Origin of the sequence: Candidatus Tisiphia endosymbiont of Nedyus quadrimaculatus, from assembly GCF_964059235.1 — a bacterium.
In the GTDB taxonomy this organism is placed as follows: Bacteria; Pseudomonadota; Alphaproteobacteria; order Rickettsiales; family Rickettsiaceae; genus Tisiphia.
On record NZ_OZ060452.1, the window covers coordinates 560,612 to 579,910 of the forward strand.

The 19,299-nt window shown below is 32.9% G+C and carries 19 protein-coding genes and 1 pseudogene; 9 read left to right on the forward strand and 11 right to left on the reverse strand.

Going from position 1 to position 19,299, the window contains the following annotated elements; all coding sequences use genetic code 11:
* Nucleotides 1-88 precede the first annotated feature (88 nt).
* Nucleotides 89-961 (reverse strand): phosphatase PAP2 family protein, encoded by an 873-nt coding sequence (locus tag AB3211_RS02775; protein ID WP_367364614.1) that lies wholly within the window; start codon nucleotides 959-961, stop codon nucleotides 89-91.
* Complete coding sequence (locus tag AB3211_RS02780; protein ID WP_367364615.1) at nucleotides 948-1,736, reverse strand: phosphatase PAP2 family protein; 789 nt, start codon at nucleotides 1,734-1,736, stop codon at nucleotides 948-950. The genes AB3211_RS02775 and AB3211_RS02780 overlap by 14 nt, the downstream gene beginning before the upstream one ends.
* Nucleotides 1,737-2,153: 417 nt before the next feature.
* Between AB3211_RS02780 and AB3211_RS02785 the strand changes: the two genes are divergently transcribed.
* From AB3211_RS02785 to lpxC, 4 genes are all read left to right on the forward strand, one after another.
* The gene (locus tag AB3211_RS02785) at nucleotides 2,154-2,528 is read left to right on the forward strand and encodes a cupredoxin domain-containing protein (RefSeq protein WP_367364616.1); all 375 of its coding nucleotides are present in this window, start codon (nucleotides 2,154-2,156) and stop codon (nucleotides 2,526-2,528) included.
* Nucleotides 2,529-2,544: 16 nt separating this feature from the next.
* Nucleotides 2,545-3,372 (forward strand): FTR1 family protein, encoded by an 828-nt coding sequence (locus AB3211_RS02790; RefSeq protein ID WP_367364617.1) that lies wholly within the window; start codon nucleotides 2,545-2,547, stop codon nucleotides 3,370-3,372.
* Nucleotides 3,373-3,380: 8 nt separating this feature from the next.
* Complete coding sequence (locus AB3211_RS02795) at nucleotides 3,381-3,923, forward strand: septation protein A (protein WP_341753674.1); 543 nt, start codon at nucleotides 3,381-3,383, stop codon at nucleotides 3,921-3,923.
* A 687-nt stretch (nucleotides 3,924-4,610) separates the two neighbouring features.
* Entirely contained in the window at nucleotides 4,611-5,471 is an 861-nt protein-coding gene (lpxC, locus tag AB3211_RS02800; RefSeq protein ID WP_367364618.1) for a UDP-3-O-acyl-N-acetylglucosamine deacetylase, read from the forward strand.
* Between the two features lie 109 nt (nucleotides 5,472-5,580).
* On the opposite strand, the pseudogene AB3211_RS02805 reads toward lpxC, so the two are convergent.
* From AB3211_RS02805 to AB3211_RS02840, 8 genes and pseudogenes are all read right to left on the reverse strand, one after another.
* Nucleotides 5,581-5,807 (reverse strand): annotated as a pseudogene (locus AB3211_RS02805) (DDE-type integrase/transposase/recombinase); the annotation flags it as partial.
* Between the two features lie 771 nt (nucleotides 5,808-6,578).
* Complete coding sequence (locus tag AB3211_RS02810; RefSeq protein ID WP_341753667.1) at nucleotides 6,579-6,869, reverse strand: hypothetical protein; 291 nt, start codon at nucleotides 6,867-6,869, stop codon at nucleotides 6,579-6,581.
* A gap of 154 nt (nucleotides 6,870-7,023) precedes the next feature.
* Nucleotides 7,024-8,535, reverse strand: coding sequence for an NADH-quinone oxidoreductase subunit M (locus AB3211_RS02815; RefSeq protein ID WP_367364619.1), 1,512 nt, complete (start codon nucleotides 8,533-8,535; stop codon nucleotides 7,024-7,026).
* 35 nt (nucleotides 8,536-8,570) lie between these two features.
* A complete protein-coding gene (gene gatA, locus AB3211_RS02820; protein ID WP_367364620.1) occupies nucleotides 8,571-10,058 on the reverse strand; it encodes an Asp-tRNA(Asn)/Glu-tRNA(Gln) amidotransferase subunit GatA in 1,488 nt (495 codons plus the stop codon).
* 3 nt (nucleotides 10,059-10,061) lie between these two features.
* A complete protein-coding gene (gatC, locus tag AB3211_RS02825) occupies nucleotides 10,062-10,364 on the reverse strand; it encodes an Asp-tRNA(Asn)/Glu-tRNA(Gln) amidotransferase subunit GatC (RefSeq protein WP_341753664.1) in 303 nt (100 codons plus the stop codon).
* A gap of 135 nt (nucleotides 10,365-10,499) precedes the next feature.
* On the reverse strand, nucleotides 10,500-11,060 hold the full coding sequence (gene frr, locus AB3211_RS02830) for a ribosome recycling factor (RefSeq protein ID WP_367364621.1): 561 nt from the start codon (nucleotides 11,058-11,060) through the stop codon (nucleotides 10,500-10,502).
* Nucleotides 11,061-11,063: 3 nt separating this feature from the next.
* Nucleotides 11,064-11,783, reverse strand: coding sequence for a UMP kinase (pyrH, locus tag AB3211_RS02835; protein ID WP_341758657.1), 720 nt, complete (start codon nucleotides 11,781-11,783; stop codon nucleotides 11,064-11,066).
* Nucleotides 11,784-11,941: 158 nt separating this feature from the next.
* Nucleotides 11,942-12,142, reverse strand: coding sequence for a hypothetical protein (locus AB3211_RS02840; RefSeq protein ID WP_367364622.1), 201 nt, complete (start codon nucleotides 12,140-12,142; stop codon nucleotides 11,942-11,944).
* Between the two features lie 199 nt (nucleotides 12,143-12,341).
* On the opposite strand from AB3211_RS02840, the gene tyrS reads away from it, so the two are divergent.
* The gene (gene tyrS / locus AB3211_RS02850) at nucleotides 12,342-13,580 is read left to right on the forward strand and encodes a tyrosine--tRNA ligase (RefSeq protein ID WP_367364624.1); all 1,239 of its coding nucleotides are present in this window, start codon (nucleotides 12,342-12,344) and stop codon (nucleotides 13,578-13,580) included.
* Between the two features lie 294 nt (nucleotides 13,581-13,874).
* Here tyrS and AB3211_RS02860 read toward each other — a convergent pair whose 3' ends face one another.
* Nucleotides 13,875-15,182, reverse strand: coding sequence for a nitrate/sulfonate/bicarbonate ABC transporter ATP-binding protein (locus tag AB3211_RS02860; RefSeq protein ID WP_367364625.1), 1,308 nt, complete (start codon nucleotides 15,180-15,182; stop codon nucleotides 13,875-13,877).
* Nucleotides 15,183-15,482: 300 nt separating this feature from the next.
* On the opposite strand from AB3211_RS02860, the gene AB3211_RS02865 reads away from it, so the two are divergent.
* The 4 genes from AB3211_RS02865 to nuoI all read left to right on the forward strand — a co-directional run bounded on the left by AB3211_RS02865 (nucleotide 15,483) and on the right by nuoI (nucleotide 19,299).
* Nucleotides 15,483-16,511, forward strand: coding sequence for an IS110 family transposase (locus tag AB3211_RS02865; RefSeq protein ID WP_367363657.1), 1,029 nt, complete (start codon nucleotides 15,483-15,485; stop codon nucleotides 16,509-16,511).
* A 724-nt stretch (nucleotides 16,512-17,235) separates the two neighbouring features.
* Nucleotides 17,236-17,877: an exopolysaccharide biosynthesis protein gene (locus AB3211_RS02870; RefSeq protein ID WP_367364626.1), complete on the forward strand. Its 642-nt coding sequence runs from the start codon at nucleotides 17,236-17,238 to the stop codon at nucleotides 17,875-17,877.
* A gap of 134 nt (nucleotides 17,878-18,011) precedes the next feature.
* Nucleotides 18,012-18,728: a phosphoribosylaminoimidazolesuccinocarboxamide synthase gene (locus AB3211_RS02875; RefSeq protein WP_367364627.1), complete on the forward strand. Its 717-nt coding sequence runs from the start codon at nucleotides 18,012-18,014 to the stop codon at nucleotides 18,726-18,728.
* A gap of 91 nt (nucleotides 18,729-18,819) precedes the next feature.
* Nucleotides 18,820-19,299 (forward strand): NADH-quinone oxidoreductase subunit NuoI, encoded by a 480-nt coding sequence (gene nuoI / locus AB3211_RS02880; RefSeq protein ID WP_367364804.1) that lies wholly within the window; start codon nucleotides 18,820-18,822, stop codon nucleotides 19,297-19,299.

Sequence of the window (19,299 nt, forward strand, 5' to 3'; positions counted from 1 at the left end):
CCTTAGTATCTAAATAACGGATAATTTATTGCATTTTACGCGAACTCGGGATAAGAATTTGTCAATTCTTATCCCGAATTGGGGTATTTTATAATATATCAATTTTATTAGATCTAGTGATCTTAGAGATAGTACTAGGAATTAATACAAAAATTCCAAAAACAAGAACACTATATTTTAATATAATACTACAATAGAAAATAAAAATGTTTATTTTTACAGTAGGTATGAATTTTGCTATGCCAATTAAAATGGCTAGGGATATTAGAGCGGTTGGAATACTAATTTTGTGCTGTAGACGACCAATTGCCTGATTTTCTATCCATCGTAAGGATAACCCAAAGCCAATGAGAGTTCCTATTGCCATCGGTATCATAGGTGGCCATGGTAAAGATTGAGACACTATGGTGTATAGTGAAATTATTATAGCAAGTAAAAACCAAAATTTTTTGCAACTATGTTGAAACACTTCTACAAGCAATGCTCTTTCTAAATATGTTTTCCATATATGGAAAACACAAAATCCAAATATCAAACCACCAATTACATCATATATACTATGAACACCAAGATATACTCTTGAAAAACCAATACCAATTATTGGCAATAAGCATAAATACTTGAAAGGACTATTTTTAAGACTTAAAAAGATTGCTAGCCAAAAAGTGGTTGCCACTTGAACATCACCACTAGGAAAGCCAAAAGGATCATACACAGATATTAAATGTAAAGATATGTCAGGGCGCGATATTTTAAATAAATTCTTTAACAAGCAATTAAGTAAAGTACAAAAAGGTATTAAAAATCCTAATGATCTAAATAATAATGCCGATGGATTTAACCAATATCCTAAAGCAGTAAGGGTAATGTAAAAGTAATCACTAGCAAAAAATGGAAATAACTTAAATATGGTTGTTAGAAAATCTGTTCTTATTTCTACAATCCAACTAGGATCTATCATGAAAAGAACTATTATAATGATTGATATAGTTTGCAATAAAAACTGATGCTGGGATACAAAATCCGATTATAGCCCATTGTATTTGCCTGATAGCTAATGGTAAAGAGGAGATATAACCAACTGTAAAAAGCATTTTGACTATAAAGAGCATGAAAAAACACAGTATTGTTGCTAATATTTTGCTTCGTAGATTTATAATTGTTATTTTTTTTGTAAAAATGTTCTCAGAAAATATTACTCCAATAAGAGCGTAATATGCCATATATAGATGTTCTTCTACCTTATGTATAGATGCAATGTACAACATCAAAAATGTAGTAAAAGTCAATAAAACTGGTGGCAATATTTGCTGTTTTGTGCTTGCAAGAAATGTATAAAAGACTATTAATAAAGAACCAAAAAATATGGCTCCTAGAATATCAAAATAATTATGATAGCCAAAATAAACTAAACTCATTCCTATTCCAAATAGCAAGCCAGTTATCAGAATTTTACATATACGGCTTTGTGTTTTTGTCATCAGCCAACCATACAAAACAACTGAAGACTGCATATGACCACTTGGAAAAGCAAAACCTTGTTTACCAATATGAGCAGATAGTGGTATTTGAAATATAATTTTTAGAGCAAAATTAAATAACATACTTACTAATATTAAACATATTGCATTAAAAAACACTTTTTGCTCTAACCAAATATAGCCTAGTATAAGTAGTGGGATAATGACTATATCATGACTAAAACTTAAAAAAATCTTAGCAACATTGTCTAGCATAAAAAATTGTAGAAGATTTGAACTTATAGACACTATTATTTACTTGGTCGCCAATTAAACTTTACCCATTATACAGATACTCTGTATACAAGATTTTATCATTTTGTCAATAGCTAATTACCCTGCTAGAAGCTCCAGTGATTATAATTGTCTTTTTATTGGTGATCATTTATAATTACCTACTGTACAAACTGTCAGAGTTGGCTAGAGGAGAAACAACGTATTGTTAAAATATTTGATCCTTGATGACTTAGTGGAAATCTAATATATTGTATAATATAGGGAGGGTGCTTATGAATTTACCCAAAAAAATGAAGAACCATAAAAAACAAAAAAACTACACTTTGTTATATGTGCTTGTAGCTATGATTGTATTGGTGTATTTTGTAACTTTAATAAAGCTTTCAAGTTAGAACTATGGAAAAAAAAACTATCCTTCAATTTTTTGGAGGTATTATTCTATTGATAGGTGTAATAATTTTTGCAATTAATCATCGAAGCACATCTAAGAATGATGTAAATACTAATATAGTAGAAATTGTAACGGTTATAAAAAATCATAGATTTGAGCCAAATATTATTAGAGTAGAAAGTGGTAAGAAGATTCGTTTTACTATCCACAACCAAGATAGTACAGTAGAAGAGTTTGAGAGTCATGATCTGCACCGCGAAAAGATTATTATGCCAAATGACTCTATAAATATCATCCTTGCCCCTTTAGCCCCGGGTAAATATGATTTTTTTGGAGACTTTCATCAAGAGACAGCACAAGGGTCTCTCATTGTTAATTAAATTTATTTAGGTTTAGATGTTTAAAATAGCATTAGTGGTATTCAGGGAATGCCTAGAAATAGCTTTGTTGCTTGGTGTAATACTTGCTGTGACAAAACAATTAGAAAAATCTAGAATTTATATAATTGCTGGAGTCATGCTTGGTACAGTTTCTGCTGCGTTATTCGCTTTCTTTACTCGTAGTATAACCGTAGCATTTAGTGGTCTAGGTGATGAGATATTTAACTCTGGAATTATTTTGTTAACAGTTGGATTAATTGGTTGGACTATAGTATGGATGCAAGGTTATGGTATTAAGATAAAACAAAATCTTAATGATTTGTCTGTAAAAATTAGTAGCGGCGATAGTAGTTATATAATGCTAGTACTGATTGTTGCGGCAACTATTCTTCGAGAAGGAATGGAAATTATTATATTAGTTTATAGTATTTCTTCAGTCGAAATTATTGACAGTAATAGCTATCTACTAGGATTAATTATTGGTATGGTCAGTGGCCTAACCTTGGGTGTCATTATCTATTTAGGTTTAATAAAAATAGTAAACCAACAATATATATTTCGCATATCTTCTATTTTATTAATGTTTGTTGCTAGTGGCTTTGCAGCAGAAGCTGCTGGTATATTGAGCTCTTCAGGGATTATTACTATTTTATCCGACCAGCTTTGGGATAGCTCTTGGCTCATTTCTGACAGAAGTATCTATGGTAAATTCCTAAAAATGATTACTGGATATATTGCTAGACCTAACGGGTTACAAGTTGTGTTTTATATTTGCACTCTAGGTTTAATTAATATCTTAATACAAATAAAAATCAGACACACAAAAGTAGCAACAGAGAAATAAAACTATTTATGATTAATTTTTTATCAGAAGTTGCTCCGCTTATAGCTTTTTTTATTGGCTATTTTTATGGTGGTAGTATACAAAGTGCGACGTTATATATACTTATTACTTCAATTATTTGTGTTAGTCTGTGTTATCTTATAGAAGGCAAAGTTTCCAAATCCTCCTTAATATCTTCTGGAGTGTTGTTAGTCTCAGCTAGTATAGTTTTGATTAGTGGTAACTCTATGTATATCAAAATCAAACCAACTATTCTATATGTAATTTTTGCTAGTACATTTTTTATCAGTGCCGTAAGAAATAAGGCCTTTTTGAAATATATGTTTAATCATTTTGTCCAACTTGAAGATAAGAACTGGAATATTTTAAGCTATAGATCTGCTGCTTTTTTACTGTTCATGGCAGTGTTAAATGAAATAATATGGCGTAATTTTGCAGAATCTACATGGGTTATATTTAAAATATTTGGAGCAATACCTGTAACGATCATTTTCTTTTTACTACAACTACCTTTTATACTGAAGAACAGACTTCCAGATTCAACAGAGTAAGGTATATCATAGCACCCTACATTTTTTGTATAATCGTCATCGCGAGGCACCTTTAGGTGCCGTGGCGATCTAGTAAAGTGAGCTGTAATACTGCATAAAGATTGCCACGTCGCAGCTCCTCGCAATGACGATTGTGGTGTCTGTAGGTGCGATTACACAAAAAATGTAGGGCGCTATGAAGGTATATACTCAGATAGAAAATCAAGAATTGCGAAAGATGTCACACTCCCCGCGAAAGCGGAATCCATAAAATAAACAGACAAGTTGTTTAGATTTATTTAGACCCCGTTACCTTCGCAGGGCACAACTGTCGAAAGTTAGTAAATACAGCTTCCCTATACGTCTATTAGCGAGGAGGCTGTAAGGCGTAAGCGAAGCAATCCAGTAACATCATTTATCTATATAATTGCTTCGCTTACGCTCGCAATGACGCTGTGGTATAGGTGTTTGTAAACTTTCGACAGTTAGGGGCTAGACAGGGAGACATCACCCCTAATGGAGATAATACTGAGCCTAGTATTAACTTGTTACATCGAACTAAAAATAGCAAAAATCTTAACAAGTGCCAATTCTTTAAAGCAGAAGAGTATATATTGATGAAATATTTTGTAACATAATGTAACTTGCATGTAATTGTTTAAGGCATTAGAATAAGTTGAATTCCTAAAATGTTAGTAAAATTAACCAATGCAAGTATCAATACTAAACCCAGTAAGTTGTTATGGTGTGGGCGTTCATTCCGGTAACATTACTCAGATGACTTTAAGACCAGCTGTAGAAAATACCGGTATTGTTTTTGTCAGAACTGATGTAAGGCAAGAGATAAATTTTATTCAAGCTAGTTGTTTAAATGTTTCAGAAACTTCTTTATCTACTACCATAAAAAATGAACATAATATTTATGTTTCAACTATAGAACATTTAATGGCAGCTCTTTGGGGATGTGGAATCGATAATTTAATAATTGAAATCGATGGTCCTGAAGTCCCGATAATGGATGGTAGCAGTAAACCATTCGTCTTTATGATAGAATGTGCTGGTAGACAATTACAAAATGCTCCAAAGAAATACCTAAAAATCTTAAAAGAAATTAGGACAATTCACAAAGATTGTGAGTTAGTGTGTAGCCCTGCTTATAGCATGACGGTTGATATAACAATAGATTTTGCTAGTAAGGCTATTGGCAAGCAAAATTTAGTCTTCTCAGAAAATGAGTCTTTCAAAAGTAATATTGCTGATGCTAGAACTTTTGGATTTGTCCATGAACTTGAATATTTAAAAAGTAAGGGCTTAGCACGGGGGGCATCTCTCGATAACGCTATAGGTATAGATCAAGATATTATAATAAACCACGATGGACTAAGATATACTGATGAATTCGTGCGTCACAAACTTCTCGACCTGTTCGGAGATTTATATACTACAGGAGGTCATCTAATAGCTGACATCACGGGTTATAAAACTAGTCATGCTCTGAATAACCAATTCTTACGACAAGTATTTAGTGATCGCAGCTCCTATCAATGGGTTAGTGCTAGAGAAATTTAGGTTATAGGTTTTGTCGCATTTGTAAATCGTGATCTAGCGAAAATCGTAAAACCTCAGGTTTTGGACATTATGATGCCATGAGCATAACAAAATTCTCAAAAGTAGAAATATTACTACCGCTCTTATCTATCGTTAGTTTGTTAGGACGCCCATTATGTTAAAAGCTTTACGGAAGAATGCCTTTGCAGCCGATGCATCTCGGTATTTACGTAGTAAAAAATCTATAGTAGTTCCTAATGAATCAACTACTCTGTAAAGACATACCCATTTACCGTTTACTTTAATATAAGTTTCATCCATTCTCCAACTGTTACCCACTGGCTTTTTGGCTTTCCTTACTCGCATATATATTAACTTGTGAGTAGACCTAACCAATCACTTAATTAGGTTTCTTCTCAGAACCGGACATGCAGAGCTACCGCATCCGGCTTCCGAAAGGTAAGATAGGCTTGTGCCTTATTTTCAAGCATATTGTCTTGGTATTTTATCTAACTTTACTATTGATAATTCCAATGCTTCTAAATTGCTAATTAAACCTGAATTCGATGTAACTTGTTACATCGAATTCAGGTTAAGTTATTTTAGACCGCTACCTTCGCAGGGGTGACATCCGAAGGTGTAGGGAAGATATCGGGATTAAACCGATGTTTTATATCGAACTCAGGTTAATTTAGATAAAAATTGGTCTAGACAAAGTGGGTACTTTAGTGCAGAGGGATGCTACATATATACTCGATGAAAATCAAGAATTGTGTTGTCATCTTCAGGGATCGTAGGTAGCCACGTACTAAATGTCACACTACTGGACAAAAAATGGTTGAAAAAGTACAAAAATTGTTATCTGCTCAGACTAAATTTGAGCAATTATTACCCCAAAAAATAACATTTTGTACTTAAACTAATATAGTTGTTTTAACCATTTTTCATTTTTGTCCAGTAGTGTGACTAAATGTACGCTTCGCTCACTCGCCCCTCATTTTCAAATCCAATTCGTAGGATCATTCGAGTATACACGTAACAAAACCTTGCTTGCAAGGACAGCCCCTGCAGGAATGTTGAACTAGGATATAATACCCCTATATTCAACAGAGCATGTGCAATTATGTTTTACTTGGTTTTTGTTTGGGTATTTTGATCAGTCTGTCGATCTAGCTGTTGATTTGACTGTTCTTGTTTCAAAAGCTTACTTTTCTCCTCTATTGAGTTAAGAAAAAAATAAGTAAACGTTAGAAACCCAACCAAAAGTGGGATAACAACAAATATAATTGCCTTTAATTTTCTAGCTGATTCTTCACGATCCAAGCGGTTTTCTCTTTCTTCTTCTGTTTCTTCAATCTTTTCTGTTTCAACATTTAATTCGTTAGCAATAATTTCTGAATCTAAATTGTCTTTTAACATTTGTATAACCTATTAATTCTATAGTTAAGAAGATTTTTAATCGAGCCTAGCATAGTTGTTTGAGTCTTACAAGTAATAATATAAAATTAATTTATAAATATCTAAAAAAATCGTTAAATCATTAGAATAATAATAATTAAGTTAATTTAAGTAATTATTTTACAACATCAGGTATTTGTGATAAGATTTTATGAGTTGATAAATCCAGTATGTTCATAATTGTATTTGGCAACAAACCTAAATAAATTATTGCTACACAAAGCGGCATAATTGCTAGTATCTCATAGAGATATAGATCTTTAAAACTTACAACCTGGTTATTAGTAATCTGTCCTAGCATTACTTCCTTATAAAGTTTTAGCATATAAACAGCTCCAAGAATAATGCCAACACTACTTATAATAGCTGCTACTGCATTAGCTTGATAAATACCTACCAAACTTAAAAATTCTCCTATAAAACCGCTAGTACCTGGTAAACCTATAGAGCCAAGCATAGCAATCATGAAAAAGGTGGCGAGTATTGGCATTTTATTTGCCACTCCACCATATTTGTCTATCTCCTTAGTATGCAATCTATCGTACAAAGTACCAATTATCAAAAACAAAGCAGATGCCACAGTGCCATGACTAATCATTTGATATACGGCTCCCTTAATCCCAGCTTCTGTTAAGCTAAAAATTCCTCCAGTCACATAGCCCATATGAGCTATCGATGAATAAGCTATCATCTTTTTCATGTCTCTTTGAGTCAGTGCTACTAGTGAACCATATATTACAGCAAAAATACTCAGCACTAATACATAAAATGCAAATTCTTTTGATATATTTGGAAACATTGGTAATGATACACGTAAAAACCCATATGCTCCAAGTTTTAACAATATACCAGCCAAAATGACAGATCCAGCAGTTGGTGCTTGTACGTGTGCATCAGGAAGCCACGTATGGAACGGTAGCATAGGAACTTTCACTGCGAAGGCTATAAAGATTGCCCACCATAAAACTCTCTGCACCGGTAATGTTAATGAAGGTACTAATTCGTTTAGATCAAGCATATTAAAACTATGAACTTGGCTATAAATATATATGAGTGACAATAAGAAAAATACCGACCCCAAAAAAGTATAGAGGAAGAATTTTACGGCAGCATAAACTTTATTTTCACCTCCCCAAACTCCTATAATTATATACATAGGGATCAATATTACTTCAAAAAATAAGTAAAATAATAGTAAATTCATTGAGCAAAAAGCCCCAATGCAAAAAGACTCAATTAATAAAAAACAAAATAAGAATTCTTTGATATATTTTTTGACGGTAAATAAGCTAGCTATAATACAGATAAGGGTTAAAAAGCTTGTCAGAACAACAAAAAATATTGAGATTCCGTCAACTCCAATGTGGAATTCAAGACCTATAGATTGAATCCAACTATAGCATTCTACAAACTGATAAAGTTTTGATGTATTATCAAATTGAACTAATAAATAAATAGTAGATATTAGGGTTAGGATAGAGCTTAAAACTGCGACATACATCGCATAAACTTGCTTATTTTTAGCTTGCTTATTTACTGACCTACTGTGGTTGATAAATAGCAGAATATATAATGCACTTACTAAAGGCAAAAAAATACTTATTGATAAGATTGGTAACCCGGACATTTTAAGCTCTAATAATCAAATTAACACCGATAACTTTACCGTTTATTAGAATATACAAAACTAATATCTCTTGAACCACGCTCAATTGCTGCTGCTACCTTTAAAGTATTATATTCATCAAGGGCTTTTCCTATTACTTGCATGCCAAGAGGTAAACCCCTAGAAGATAATGCAGCAGGTACAGAGCAACAAGGAAGACCGGCAAGACTAGCTGGAATAGTAAATAAATCATTTAAATACATTGTCACAGGATTATCTTGTTTCTCACCTAAGTTAAAAGCTTCGGATGGTGCAGATGGCAAAATTATTGCTTCAACTTGTGCAAAAGCTTTCTTGAAATCATCTGAAATCAAGCGTCTTATTTTTTGGGCTTTTAAGTAATAAGCATCCATAAAAACAGATGAAAGCAAATAAGTACCAATCATAATACGTCTTTTAACTTCAGCACCAAAGCCAGCAGTTCTTGTTTTTTCATACATTTCCTCAATGGATATTCCCTCATTTCCTACCCTGATTCCATATCTTATACCATCATATCTAGATAAATTAGATGAGGTTTCAGCAGGTGCTATAACGTAATATGCAGCTAGAGCATATTTAGAATAGGGTAATGAAATATCAATAATTTCTGCCCCATCATTTTTTAGAATATCAATAGTATGCTGCCACATCTTAATAATATCCGGTTGTATACCATCTTGTTTCATAATATCAAATGGTACACCTATTTTCATGTTTTTTGCACTACTATTACATGCTGATCTTAGCTCTAGTATCTCAGAGTGTATAGAAGTAGAATCCTTTTCATCAAAACCAATTATGGCTTGTAGCATTAAAGCAGTATCTTCAACAGTTCTTGTAAGTACTCCAGCTTGGTCAAGCGAACTGGCAAAAGCAATCATACCATATCTAGAACAACGACCATATGTTGGTTTGAATCCGACAATCCCAGTATAACTGGCAGGTTGGCGAACAGAACCTCCTGTATCACTTCCAAGAGCTGCCATAGCTAAAAAGCTACTGACAGCAGCTGACGAGCCTCCAGAAGATCCACCAGGGACTACCGGAGTTGTAGGTGCATCTACCGCTTTCCAAGGGCTAATAACGTTACCAAAATAGCTAGTAATATTAGCCGATCCCATAGCAAACTCATCCATATTAGCCTTACCAAGCATTATTGTGCCGTGATCTCGAACATTTTTACTTACAGTAGATTCATATGTTGGTACAAAGTTGCTGAGTATTTTTGAGGCGGCAGTAGTTCGTACTCCTTTTGTACAAAAAAGATCTTTTACAGCAATAGGAATTCCTTCTAATGGTCTTGCTATTCCATTATGATAATTTTGATCAGCAATTTTAGCTTGCTCTAAAGCAATATCTGTAGTTTCAGTAATATAAGCATTTAACTCTTTATGTTTATCCATTTCCTTAATATGTGCTTTAGTCAGCTCAACACACGAAAATTCTTTATTTTTTAAGGCTTTAACGGCTTGTGTAATGGTTAATTTTATAATTTCCGACATATGTTACTCTACTACTTTTGGGACAACAAAACATTTTACTTCTTTGGCAAGTTCTGCCTTATCATTAGGCACATTAGCAAATAATTCATCAGAAATGTCACCATACAATACTTGGTCTTTTCGCATTCTTTGGTGCATATCACAAACAGAAGTAAGTGGTTCAATGTTACTACAGTCTACATCGTTTAAAATGTCGATCATATTCATCATCTCAGTTAATTGATAGGCAAAACTGCTTATCTCTTCTTGGGTAAAATTAAACCTAGCAAGTTTTGCTATTTTTTGCACTTCTTCATTCGTAATCATTTATATACCTTAAATATTTATAGTAATTATAGCATGAAATATGTTTGCACTAATAATTTATGGCTATTTTATGAAAAAATATACCTAAGTCATTTAGGTGGCATCTCTTTGAGGAATGACACTTCTTTTTAGACTTCAAATAGTCAATATTTCTTGTTCTTTTTGTTTAACATGCAAGTCCACTTTATTACTATACTCATCAGTTAATTTTTGGATTTCTTCTGATAGGTTATGTTGTTCATCTTCAGTTATGATACTGTTTTTTTCTAACTTTTTTAAATCTTCATTACCATCCCTTCTTATATTACGCAAGGCAATTTTAGTATTCTCTCCATATTTGTGAGCAAACTTAACAAGCTCTTTGCGGCGTTCTTCAGTAAGTAGCGGTATTGTGATTCTTATTAGCTGTCCATCTGATGATGGGTTTAGACCCAAATTTGTATCCACAATAGCTTTTTCTACAAATTTTACTATAGATTTATCCCACACCTGTACAGTAATAGTCCGTGCATCTGGAGTTGAAAGACTTGCTACTTGCGACAATGGTACTTTATCTCCATAGGCTTCAACCAATACAGGGTCAAGTAAGTTAACTGAAGCTCGACTAGTCCTGAGTCCTTTAAGTTCGTGATCTAATACCCTTATCGAACTATCCATTTTTGATTGTAATTCTTTGCGTATAGTTGCTTTATCCATACTTTACTCACCTTCTTGAATTTTTGTATATTCACCTTTTCCTTGCAGTACTTTTGCAAAATTACCTTTCTCTTTAATGGAAAATACCTTAATTGGCAAGTTGTTTTCTCTAGCCACAGCAATAGCAGCAATATCCATAACTTGTAAATTGTCTTTTAAAAGATTAGTATAGCTTATAGTAGAATACTTCACTGCATTAAGATTCTTTGTCGGATCTGCATCATATACACCATTAACCTTAGTGCCTTTTAGTAATAAATCACAGCTCATTTCAATTGCTCTTAAAACAGCTGCACTATCAGTAGTACAAAATGGATTACCAGTACCGCCGGCAAAAATTACTACTCTACCTTTTTCTATATGTTTTTTTGCTTTACGACGTATATAAGGCTCACAAACGCTCATCATAGGGATTGCAGAAAGGACTCTAGTATGAACACCCAAACTTTCCATAATATTTTGTAGAGTAAGTGCGTTTATTACCGTGCCAAGCATGCCAATATAATCACCAGCAGCTCTTTCCATGCCAAATAAGACATCAGTGCCACGATAAATATTGCCACCGCCGACGACCACACATACTTCTATCCCAAGATCAATTGCTTCCTTTATATCTTCAGCAATTCCTAGGATTATAGAGTATTCATGACCAAATTGTTTGTTGCCCATTAAGGCTTCGCCAGAAACTTTTAACAGGACTCGTTTATATTGCAAAGAGGACATAAATTAAACTCCTATTTTTAGATCCCTACGAAAGCAGGGATTGTAAAATGACACTACCTTTGTTGTGTTGAACTTAGGTTACTTAAACTCGATAATCAAGTTTTTTCTAAGGCATACAATTCATGGTAGTTTATGTCATCCGAGCTGCGGCTGGGATCTCAAAAACCTTTACGTCTAAGGTGTTTTTGTATTTTTAGATTCCCACCGTTGCTGAGAATGACATCTTCTCGACTTCTTTTTATGACTTTTAAACTGCCATGAATTATATAACTCAATAAAAACTTGATTATCGAGTTAAACTTGCATACTTGGTGAACACTAGTAACTACTAAAATTAGTTGAAGTATTATTTTTGTCAAGTATTATAACCTTTAATTCAGCAATTATGAAGAGAGTTCTTGCATAATTCTACTTCTGCTGGTAATTTATTCGTGTTCCCGGTACTCTGCTCCTCACATACATTTGAGTACGCTGTGGGTCGAAGTTCTGTGACTTCTTTAAATCCTTGTGCATAAGCGAATTCTGCAAGAACTCTCATTAAAAAAATTAGTTTTAAAAATGTTTATTAAAAATTTTGATAGTAAAGGTTTTCTATATCAATGTACTGATTTAGAAAAACTAACAGAGCTAATGAAAAACAGCAAAATCTCTGCTTATATTGGTTTTGATTGTACAGCACAATCTTTACATGTAGGTAGTCTGATGCAAATTATGATACTGCGTTTATTGCAACAATATGGTCATAAGCCAATAGTACTCCTAGGAGGGGCAACTAGTAAAATTGGTGATCCTACCGGTAAAGATGAGGCAAGGAAATCTTTAGCAAAAGAAGAAATTGCCAAAAATGCTGAAGGTATAAAAAAATCATTATCAAAATTTATTAAATTTGGTACTGGGGAAAATGATGCAATATTAGTTGATAATTCAAATTGGCTAGAATCGTTAAATTACTTAGATTTTCTTCGCAATTTTGGTAGTTTTTTTTCTGTGAATCGTATGTTATCTATGGACTCTGTAAAATTACGTTTAGAGAGAGAGCAACATATGAGTTTCTTAGAATTTAATTATATGTTGCTACAAGCCTACGATTTTTATCATTTAAATAAACTATATGGTTGTTCTTTACAAATAGGTGGTAGCGACCAGTGGGGTAATATAGTAATGGGCGTCGATTTTACAAGGAAACTAACAGGTAATGAAGTCTTTGGTATGACTACGCCCTTACTAACAACTGCTTCTGGCAACAAAATGGGCAAGTCTATTGGTGGAGCTGTGTGGCTAAATGAGGATATGTTAAGCCCGTACGATTATTATCAATATTGGCGGAATTGTGAAGATCAAGATGTAGTCAAGTTCGCAAAATTATATAGTGAGTTAGGGGAAGATGCCATGCAAGAGTTTATCTTACTTAGTGCCTCTGATATTAATAGTGCCAAAAAGCAATTAGCCTTTAATTTAACCAAACTTTGTCATGGTGAAGAGGCAGCTATGACAGCTTTAGAAACAGCTAGCAAGGTTTTTGAACAAGGAGAAATTGACACAAATTTACCAACTGTTTATGTAGAGCAGGGGAGGTTAGCTCTAGGTATTCCAGCATATGAATTACTTTATGAAGCAGGTCTTGCTAAATCAAAATCCGAAGGGCGTCGGTTGATTAGAGGGGCTGGAGCAAAAATCAATAATCAATTAATCCAAGACGAAAACATGGTTATTGACTTGACCTTTATGCAGGATAACCAGCTTATTAAGATCTCTGCAGGTAAGAAAAAACATGTGTTGATCAGGTTGATACAATAGTGAGCTAAAAAATAGATATCTTTCGACACTCTACTTCTGCTGGTAATTTATTCGTGCTCCCGGTACTCTGCTTCTCACACACATCATCGTCTGCTGCGGTTCTGCGTTCCGTGGCTTCTTTAAATTCCTCAGCATAAGCGAATTATGCAAGAAGTCTAGTAGTAAAAACAACCCCTGCGAAAGTAGCTTCCTATTACCCACATCTCTAGATTTGTGGGACGTCGGTAACTTCAAAGTATAAAGTATTAAAAAGATTAATAGTTACTAAATAATACGATATATACAATTCGACTTTCAAGCTGTTGGATTATCTAAGCTAAAAACCTTTTTATTATCATCATAGGAGAAGATTTCTGCATATCTTCCTAAACCTATTATAGACTTTAAAGTTATAGTGGCATCTTCACTAGATAATGTATCCTCAAGCTGTGTCTTAAAACGCGAAAGAGGTGCTTTATGATCTAAACGTTGATGTAAAATTTCACAGATGTAGGATGCAAGAGGAATATTGTCAAGTAAATGCTGAGCAAGCATTTTTTTTCTATCTTCTAAACTACTTGTGAAAAAAAGCTTGCCATGTTTATTTAATTTTATACTCTCAGAAGTAACATTAGCAAAATTTAATATTTGTAAAGCTCCAACAATATGTAAAATTTCCTCCATATTGTTAATGTGAAAAATCTTAGATAATTCTGATAAATTTGCAGAACCTTTATATGGCAATGCAGAAAGTGCCTCAATGCTACCGATCAGTTCAGTTACCGACAAATGAATTTTTTGATCGATGTTGCCAACAATAGCTTTCTGTTTATTACTAATAGGCAAAGGTGGTTTTTCATAGGCTGATACCATGAGAGCATAAATTTTATCTACCACAGTACGAAATTCCATATTTTGAACATCACGTGAACGAGGGAGGGTAATTGCTAATTCTGATACAATACGCCCAGGATTAGATGAAAGTATTAACACTTTGTCAGCCATAGTTACTGCTTCTTCAATCGAATGAGTCACCAGTACCACCGACTGCATTTGAGTTTTTCCACTACTCCACAGATCAAGAAAATCATTCTTTAAGGTATTAGCCGTTAGAACATCAAGAGCGGAAAAAGCTTCATCCATAAGTAAAATTTCTGGTCTGAGAACTAATGCTCTAGCAAAACCTACTCGTTGCTTCATACCACCTGATAATTCTTTTGGGTATGCTGACTCAAAACCATCAAGTCCTATCATATCTATGGCCTCTAATGCACGCTTGCGACGTTCATATTCAGAAATATTGAAACTTTTTAAACCTAGCTCAACATTCTCAAAAACAGTCAACCATGGAAAAAGTGCAAATGTTTGGAAAATCATACTAATATCGCAACGATCACGAAAAGCAGGTTTTTTATTTAGTATTACTTTACCTTTAACTGGTTTTGCAAAACCTGCGATAATTCTTAGTAATGTTGATTTTCCAGATCCAGATTTTCCCAGTATCGCAACTATCTCATTAGGTTTTAGTTTTAGAGTAACATTATCTAGTATCTTGTGCGTACTATGATCATCTTTTGTAAAACTTTGTGTAATTGATACTAATTCAAGTAAATTATTATTCATAGGTCTTACTCTTTTTGTAAAATGGTCAACTTATTTGCTGCAGTATATGCAGGGTAATTTAAAAGTCACAATCGTTAGTTGCTATAGATACAAATTTAACCACTACCGATGTCATCCCTGCTTCGGTGCGGGATCTATATTACTTAATAGTCTTTCAGGCTTATTTTTTTTAGATTCCCGCCGTTGCTAAGAATGATGGTATGGACGAGTAAGTAAAAGAAACTTTACTTACTACCGTGATCACGAATATAATTCGGTCACATAATTATACTATTTAATAATTAAAAAGGAGTCCATACCATGAAAGATATTAACATACTAGGCATTGATTTAGCAAAAACAATTTTTCATATTGTTGCATTAAATAAAGATGGTGAAAAAATATTAGCTAAAAAATTACACAGAGAAGAATTTGAAGACTACATTTTAACAAACATTCCCAAGAATAGTTTATTGGTAATGGAAGCATGTGGCAGTTGTCATTATTGGAGCAATAAGTTTATGGAATCAGGTTTTACAGTAAAATTACTTAAACCATGTGATGTAAAAGCTTTTGCAAAAACTCGGCAAAAAAATGATACAAATGATGCTTTGGCAATAGCAAGAGCAGGAAAAGATCCGGAGTTAAAATCGGTTCGTATAAAAAATATATCACAACAAGAGATTAGTTGGTTACATAAACGTCGGCAACATATTATTAGACAAAGAGTACAATATAGTAATGGTTTAATGAGTGATTTACTTGAATTTGGTTATTACATAAAAATGAGTAAATCTAAATTTGCCCGTGAGGCATTAAATATAGTAGAAGATGCCAAAAATGCTGGTGTGATTTCAGAGAGAATGTATAAGGAAATGAAGGTAATAGCTGAAGAAATTGCTACGTTATTAATACAAGAATCAGCAATAGATAAACAGCTAATAGCAATAAATAAAGAATCTGAAACAGCTACTTTATTAAAAACAATACCAGGTATTGGAGAAATTAATGCTAATATACTAAGCATAGCAGCTTATGAAAATTATGATGATTGTCGAAGTTTTGCTGCAAGTTTGGGATTAGTGCCTAAGCAAAATAGCACAGGTGGTAAAACAAGTCTTGGATCTATCACTAAGAAAGGAGATAGATATGTTAGAACTATGCTGATACAAGGAGCAAGGTCTATTGCAATCAGAGCAAAAATACAAAAGGACCCCACTGATCATTTAGTGCTATGGGCAAAAAAATTGTTGGGAAGGATGAGCTTTAATAAGGCTGCTGTGGCAATAGCAAACAAATTAGCTAGAATAGCGTATGTATGTGTTACAAGAAAATGTGCATATGCTTGATAGTTGGTGGTGTATATAGATTTATCTGTATTTTATCTATATAAAAGAAGAAGTAAGTAAATAGGATTTAAGAGGTACGATATAAGCGAAAGTGATTGGAGATAATAAATGGGCATTCCAAAAACAAGTCCGAGATTTTATGTCAAGGCTCTAGAAGCCGTAAGAATGAGTGGATAACTCCAAGGATTGCGTGGAATGCGAAAACTATTATGGCACTAGATGCCGAATATATGACAGCTTATTTTTTTATTACTCCCGCATCATTTTTCTTATTGACTTACTTACTCGTCCATATATGACATCGAGTACATATTAAGCACTTTTTCCTTTATCTATTAGCCTTGCAGCCCGACTTTTAAATTACCCTGAGTATACGTAAGGCGAAATAGTTAGTTTTTTACATAAATTATCTATAGAGTCATTATTTTTGCTGTATAACATCTTCAGCTAACTTTAACAAAGCATTTAAATTAAAGCCAGTTCAATATAAGAATTAATAATTCTTATATCGAACTGAGGTTAACAATAATAAAGTAAATATTCTTTGCTAAATCCATTACAATTGTGCTACATTCCGTAGTGGATTTCTCAATTACTATAAAATCGTAATTTTGAGATAACCTAACGAATGTAAGAGAATTATTGATTGAATTAATTTCTTTGATTATTAATTATTTTCTAATAATCTAAAATATAGTATAATTTACAAGAAAATTAAGTAAAAATGTTTAACATTGCATCAAAAGATAAACAACTAGATAGAACTAAAGTATCTAGTATTTTTTATAAATTAGGACAAAAAGAAAAAAAAGAAAAGACTAGAATTAGTGAGTTATTAGTTGATTTTCATGAAAATGGTCTTCTATTAATGATACTTTTTTTTGCAATACCAGTTGCAATTCCGCTGCCGTATCCTCCAGGTTTTACTACTATAGTAGGGATTCCTTTGATGATTCTATCTATGCAGATGTTGCTTGGCTTTAGACAAGTTTCTTTACCATCCAAAATTAATAACTATCAAATTAGCAATGGTATACTTATTAATATAAGTGACAAAATTGTACCAAAAATTAAATTTGTGGAAAAATATATACGACCAAGATTTAGTTTCGCAGCCTCTATATATTGTGAACAATTTATTGGTTTAATATCGCTGATTTGCTCTATTGCCATATCAATACCTTTACCTCTAACTAACGCCATACCTGCACTGGGCATTACAATAATGGCATTAGGTCTTTTAAACCGAGATGGATTAACTATAGTTCTTGGATTTATTACCTCTATAGTTGGACTTATTATAGCTTTTATAGCAATCGCTGCTAGCTGGATTAGCATTAAATATTTATTTAATCTATTCTTCTGATATAATAAATATTAAATTTGTGCAAAAGGTGAAAGCCACTACTATAGAACCTTTTGCACTCATTATTAAATAATTTCCTACTTCAAGAGTTGTGAAAACAACTCTTGAAGTAGGAGAAGTATATTATTTTTCAAATGAAACAAAAGTTATATCAAGGATCAAGTAAAGCTCTTTATCAGTCACAAGAAGATTTTGCTTTTATTATGGCCTTTACTGACAAAATTACTTTAGAGAACGGAGAGATTTTTGATATTTCGGGTAAAGGGGTGCTGAATAATAATATTTCGTCCTTCATAATGAGCAAACTTGATATGGTAGGAATAGATAACCACCTAATTGAAAAAATTAATATGCGTGAGCAATTAATACAATCTGTAGATATTTTCCCCGTTCAAATATTGGTTTCTACAGTAGCTTGCGGTAGGTTTGTAAAAGAATTCTCTATGGAAGAAGGATACGTATTTGATCATCCAATTATCGATTTTAGAGTTAGAAATAGTGAGTTAAAGCATCCTATAATTAATGAACACCAAATACTAAATTTCGGTTGGTTAAGTAAACAAGAAATTGATGAAGTAAAACATAAAGCCATAAGAACATACGATTTTTTAAGTGGATTATTTACAGGTATTGGTATAAGGCTTGTTGAATGCAAACTAGAATTTGGCAGAGTGTTTAATGGTGAGGAATTTATGGTAATGTTGGCTGATGAAATTAGCCCTGATAATTGTCGTTTATGGAATATGAATAATAATGAGAAACTTGGAGCAGAAATGATTGCCAGTGATCCAGAAAAAGCTCTGAAATCTTATCAGGCAATAGCTGATTTATTAAAAGATAGAACTTTATAAGTATTAGTATACCTAAAACCTTCTCTAGGAAGAAAAAATAAATTGTAAACATGCTTAGTGCTACAAATTTTTGGTGTATAATAAAATGAAAATAATTAGTTACTTGAAGTCTCTTTTTTTATTTGAAATAATCTCAGGGCTTAGTCTAACTTTGAAGTATTTCTTCAAACCTAAAGTAACTATAAATTATCCCTATGAGAAGGGAAGGATAAGCCCAAGATTTAAAGGTGAACATGCATTAAGGCGTTACGCCAATGGTGAGGAACGTTGTATTGCTTGTAAGCTTTGTGAAGCAATTTGTCCGGCTCAAGCTATTATTATTGAAGCAGAAGAAAGAGAAGATGGTAGTAGGCGTACCACTAGGTACGATATTGATATGACTAAATGCATTTATTGTGGTTTATGTCAGGAGGCTTGTCCAGTTGATGCTATAGTGGAAGGTCCTAATTTTGAATTTGCTACTATTACCCATGAAGAATTGCTTTATGACAAAGAAAAATTGCTGAAAAATGGTGATATGTGGGAACAAGAATTAGCAATTAAGCTACATGATGATTATAAATATAGATAA

What these genes read in the sequence shown, in the direction of transcription:
- AB3211_RS02775 (WP_367364614.1), bottom strand. Translation starts at nt 961, where the DNA reads ATGATAGATCCTAGTTGGATTGTAGAAATAAGAACAGATTTTCTAACA.
- AB3211_RS02780 (WP_367364615.1), bottom strand. Translation starts at nt 1,736, where the DNA reads ATGCTAGACAATGTTGCTAAGATTTTTTTAAGTTTTAGTCATGATATA.
- AB3211_RS02785 (WP_367364616.1), top strand. Translation starts at nt 2,154, where the DNA reads ATGGAAAAAAAAACTATCCTTCAATTTTTTGGAGGTATTATTCTATTG.
- AB3211_RS02790 (WP_367364617.1), top strand. Translation starts at nt 2,545, where the DNA reads ATGTTTAAAATAGCATTAGTGGTATTCAGGGAATGCCTAGAAATAGCT.
- AB3211_RS02795 (WP_341753674.1), top strand. Translation starts at nt 3,381, where the DNA reads ATGATTAATTTTTTATCAGAAGTTGCTCCGCTTATAGCTTTTTTTATT.
- lpxC (WP_367364618.1), top strand. Translation starts at nt 4,611, where the DNA reads ATGCAAGTATCAATACTAAACCCAGTAAGTTGTTATGGTGTGGGCGTT.
- AB3211_RS02810 (WP_341753667.1), bottom strand. Translation starts at nt 6,869, where the DNA reads ATGTTAAAAGACAATTTAGATTCAGAAATTATTGCTAACGAATTAAAT.
- AB3211_RS02815 (WP_367364619.1), bottom strand. Translation starts at nt 8,535, where the DNA reads ATGTCCGGGTTACCAATCTTATCAATAAGTATTTTTTTGCCTTTAGTA.
- gatA (WP_367364620.1), bottom strand. Translation starts at nt 10,058, where the DNA reads ATGTCGGAAATTATAAAATTAACCATTACACAAGCCGTTAAAGCCTTA.
- gatC (WP_341753664.1), bottom strand. Translation starts at nt 10,364, where the DNA reads ATGATTACGAATGAAGAAGTGCAAAAAATAGCAAAACTTGCTAGGTTT.
- frr (WP_367364621.1), bottom strand. Translation starts at nt 11,060, where the DNA reads ATGGATAAAGCAACTATACGCAAAGAATTACAATCAAAAATGGATAGT.
- pyrH (WP_341758657.1), bottom strand. Translation starts at nt 11,783, where the DNA reads ATGTCCTCTTTGCAATATAAACGAGTCCTGTTAAAAGTTTCTGGCGAA.
- tyrS (WP_367364624.1), top strand. Translation starts at nt 12,342, where the DNA reads ATGTTTATTAAAAATTTTGATAGTAAAGGTTTTCTATATCAATGTACT.
- AB3211_RS02860 (WP_367364625.1), bottom strand. Translation starts at nt 15,182, where the DNA reads ATGAATAATAATTTACTTGAATTAGTATCAATTACACAAAGTTTTACA.
- AB3211_RS02865 (WP_367363657.1), top strand. Translation starts at nt 15,483, where the DNA reads ATGAAAGATATTAACATACTAGGCATTGATTTAGCAAAAACAATTTTT.
- AB3211_RS02870 (WP_367364626.1), top strand. Translation starts at nt 17,236, where the DNA reads ATGTTTAACATTGCATCAAAAGATAAACAACTAGATAGAACTAAAGTA.
- AB3211_RS02875 (WP_367364627.1), top strand. Translation starts at nt 18,012, where the DNA reads ATGAAACAAAAGTTATATCAAGGATCAAGTAAAGCTCTTTATCAGTCA.